Genomic DNA, 3,856 nt, shown 5'->3' on the forward strand with positions numbered 1-3,856 from the left:
CCGTGGTCGGCTACCAACATGACGTCAAAGGCCAGGGCATCTATGCCTATGTGTCACTGATGGCCGGCAAGGAAAGCAGCGAAGAACTGGTTCAGGTCCTGCGGGACCTGGTCACCCAGGAAATCGGCCCCATCGCCAAGCCCGACCTGATCCACTTTGCCCCGGGCCTGCCGAAAACCCGCTCCGGCAAGATCATGCGTCGCATCCTGCGCAAGATCGCCGCCGATGAACTGGACAGCCTGGGCGATACTTCCACCCTGGCCGACCCCGGCGTGGTGGACCAGCTTATCGAGACCCGCCAGAATAAATAAGCCACAACAGCAACAAGAAACGGCGCAGCGGGCTAATCACCCCCTGCGCCGTTTTCATTTGCCCCGCCGCTACACTGCACTCATTGGCCTGACGCCAGCCGCCTTTTACGGCCAGGCCATTACTGTTTGCAAAACTGGCCGTCGTTCCCGCCTTTCCCGCGCATAAAAAAAGGGCCGGCAAATGCCGACCCTTCTTTACAAGCAAAAAGAGAAATTAATCTTCTTTGGCTTCCTTCATGGACAGCTTGATGCGACCACGCTGATCCACATCAAGGACTTTCACCTTGATGATCTCGCCTTCGTTCACGTAGTCAGTCACTTTTTCTACGCGCTCTTCAGCAATTTGGGAGATGTGCAGCAGGCCTTCAGTGCCAGGCATGATCGCCACAAACGCACCGAAATCGACAACACGGGTCACCTTGCCTTCGTAGATCACGCCCACTTCAGCTTCAGCAGTGATTTCTTCCACACGACGCACGGCTTCATCCGCTTTTTCACGGGTTTCACCGTAGATTTTCACGCTACCGTCGTCTTCGATATCGATGGTACAACCGGTTTCGTCGGTCAGCGCACGAATGGTCGCACCACCTTTACCGATCACATCACGAATCTTGTCCGGGTTGATCTTCAGGGTCAGCAGGGTCGGCGCGTTGTCAGACACCTGGGAGCGAGACTCGGAGATCGCCTTGTTCATTTCACCCAGAATATGCAGACGGCCGGCATTCGCCTGGTTCAGCGCCTTCTCCATGATCTCTTCGGTGATACCTTCGATCTTGATATCCATCTGCAGGGCCGTAACGCCACGGGCCGTACCCGCCACCTTGAAGTCCATGTCGCCGAGGTGATCTTCGTCACCGAGGATATCGGACAGGACTGCATAGCGACCGTCTTCTTCCTTCACCAGCCCCATGGCAATACCCGCCACCGGCGCGGTCAGCGGGACACCCGCATCCATCAGCGCCATGGAAGTACCGCACACGGACGCCATGGAGGACGAACCGTTGGATTCGGTAATCTCGGAAACCACACGAACGGTGTACGGGAAGTCCTGCACGCTCGGCACAACGGCTTCCACACCACGACGCGCCAGACGGCCGTGGCCGATTTCACGACGTTTCGGAGAGCCGATAAAGCCGGTCTCGCCCACACAGTACGGAGGGAAGTTGTACTGCAGCATGAAGTGATCCTGGCGGGACCCTTCCAGCGCATCGATGAACTGGGCATCGCGCATGCCACCCAGAGTGGCCGTCACGATGGCCTGGGTTTCACCACGGGTGAACAACGCAGAACCGTGCGTTTTGGCCAGGGTGCCCACCTGACAATCGATTGCACGGACAGCGTCCAGAGCTCGGCCATCGATACGCGGCTTGCCGGATACCACGGCTTCACGCACTACGCTCTTTTCGATCTTGCCGAACAGCTCTTTCACTTCGCCGGCTTCCGGAGCACCTTCTTCGCCGGTGGCAAATTCAGCCACACAGGCTTCGCGCAGCTCGCCAACCTTGGCGTAACGGGCCATCTTCTCGGTGATGGTGTAAGCCTCGCCCAGCGCCGCGGCGAATTTGTCTTTGATGGCGGCCTTCAGGGTTTCGTTCTGCTCAGCCGGTTTCCAGTCCCAGGTCTCGGTGCCCACTTCGGCAGCGAATTCCTTGATGCCCTGGATCAGCGGCTGCATCTCCATGTGACCGAACAATACCGCACCCAGCATCTGGTCTTCAGACAGCTCCTGCGCTTCCGATTCCACCATCAGTACCGCAGGCTCGGTGCCAGCCACAACCAGATCCAGCGCAGACTCGGCCAGTTCGGTGTAGCTCGGGTTCAGGATGTACATGCCATCCTTGTAACCCACACGGGCGGCGCCGATGGGGCCATTGAACGGAATCCCGGAAATGGACAGGGCAGCGGAGGTACCGATCAGGGCAGCGATATCCGGGTCACGGTTCTTGTCCGAAGACATCACGGTGGCCACAACCTGCACTTCATTCATGAAGCCATTGGGGAACAGCGGGCGAATCGGGCGATCGATCAGGCGGCAGGTCAGCGTTTCTTTTTCGCTGGGGCGGCCTTCACGCTTCAGAAAACCACCGGGAATACGGCCGGTTGCGTAGGTCTTTTCCTGATAGTTAACGGTCAGGGGAAAGAAGTTCTGCCCTGGATTGGCTTCTTTTTTGCCCACCACGGTGACCAGCACTTCGGTGTCACCGATACGGACCATGACAGCGGCAGTTGCCTGGCGGGCGATCTGGCCGGTTTCCAGGGTGACGGTGTCACGGCCAAACTGAATTTGCTTGGTGATTTTATTAAACATATCTCGTCTCTTCTCTCTTCTTCACAACAGTCTTCGAGGCCCATGCCTCTAATAAACAATCTTCTTCCGCTCGCGCATCATAACCAGAAACGCATCACGCATCACGCCTCGCGCGCCTCAGGCTCCGAAACACCACAGCCTCAGGCCCATACCAACACCCCGTCTTGTCTGAGGCGAGGAATTTATTGCTTGCCCCAAAACAACAGAAGCCCGGCAAATGCCGAGCTTCTGTTGTGGTTACCCAATCTACGGCCTGTTAGCGACGCAGACCCAGCTTTTCGATCAGCTGGAGGTAACGGGTGCGGTCTTTCTTGGCCAGGTAGTCCAGCAGCTTACGACGCTGGTTTACCATGCGGATCAGACCACGACGGCTGTGGTGATCCTTCTTGTGGCCTTTGAAGTGATCCTGCAGGCCGTTGATGTTGGCACTCAGCAGAGCCACCTGAACTTCCGGGGAACCGGTGTCGTTCTCTTTGCGGCCATGCTCTTTCAGGATCTCAGCTTTCTGTTCAGCGGTTAACGCCATGTTGCTTCTCCAATATGCTCAATTAAGGTCACGGCCAGCCATGCATATTTATAGCTGCCGTCATTAATCAGGCCAGTCCCCTCAGGAGGCTCCGCCTGCGATCAGACGACGAGGGGCAATCCGCCCGTCTTCCAATACTTCTCCGACACCCAGAAATTCACCACTGGATGCCTGATAAACGCTGACCCAGCCGTCCAGAGGACGGTCTGAGGCCATCACTGGCTGACCCTGCTGCAGGTAATACGCCGCATTGTCACCCAGTTCAACGCGCGGCCAGTCTGCCACGCTGGTAGATAAAGGCAAGAGCAGTTCGTCGATTGCCTCGAACCCGCCGGTTTCCTTGATCTTGCCCAGCTGCTCCAGAGTCAGCATGCGCTCCGCGGGATAAGGCCCCGCCGACAGGCGGTGCAGCGCCGTTACATGGCCACCGCAACCCAGCAGCGCGCCGGTATCTTCCACCAGAGAGCGCACATAAGTGCCTTTGGAGCAATCCACCTCGAATTCCACCTCATCACCATCGATGCGCAAAATTCGCAGGTCGTAAATGGTCACCGGGCGCGGCTTGCGCTCCACGGTCTTGCCCTCGCGGGCCAGCTTGTACAGCGGCACCCCCTCGTGCTTGATGGCCGAATACATGCTGGGGATCTGTTCGATGTCGCCCTTGAACGACAATAAGGCCGTCTCGATCTGGGCGGACGACGCGTTCACCTC

Annotated in this window: 3 protein-coding genes and 1 pseudogene; 1 reads left to right on the forward strand and 3 read right to left on the reverse strand. The window is 57.7% G+C overall.

Annotated elements, in window-relative coordinates; genetic code table 11:
• A pseudogene (locus A3754_RS07695) lies at positions 1-311 on the forward strand (acetyl-coenzyme A synthetase); the annotation flags it as partial.
• A gap of 214 nt (positions 312-525) precedes the next feature.
• Here A3754_RS07695 and pnp read toward each other — a convergent pair.
• From pnp to A3754_RS07710, 3 genes are all read right to left on the reverse strand, one after another.
• Complete coding sequence (pnp, locus tag A3754_RS07700) at positions 526-2,619, reverse strand: polyribonucleotide nucleotidyltransferase (protein ID WP_063519234.1); 2,094 nt, start codon at positions 2,617-2,619, stop codon at positions 526-528.
• A gap of 256 nt (positions 2,620-2,875) precedes the next feature.
• On the reverse strand, positions 2,876-3,145 hold the full coding sequence (gene rpsO / locus A3754_RS07705) for a 30S ribosomal protein S15 (protein WP_063519235.1): 270 nt from the start codon (positions 3,143-3,145) through the stop codon (positions 2,876-2,878).
• 81 nt (positions 3,146-3,226) lie between these two features.
• A partial coding sequence (locus A3754_RS07710; protein WP_063519236.1) for a tRNA pseudouridine(55) synthase TruB occupies positions 3,227-3,856 on the reverse strand: 630 nt, incomplete at its 5' end.

This window comes from Alcanivorax sp. HI0083 (assembly GCF_001635175.1).

Coding starts and splice junctions, on each gene's coding strand:
- pnp (WP_063519234.1), bottom strand. CDS start 2,619: ATGTTTAATAAAATCACCAAGCAAATTCAGTTTGGCCGTGACACCGTC.
- rpsO (WP_063519235.1), bottom strand. CDS start 3,145: ATGGCGTTAACCGCTGAACAGAAAGCTGAGATCCTGAAAGAGCATGGC.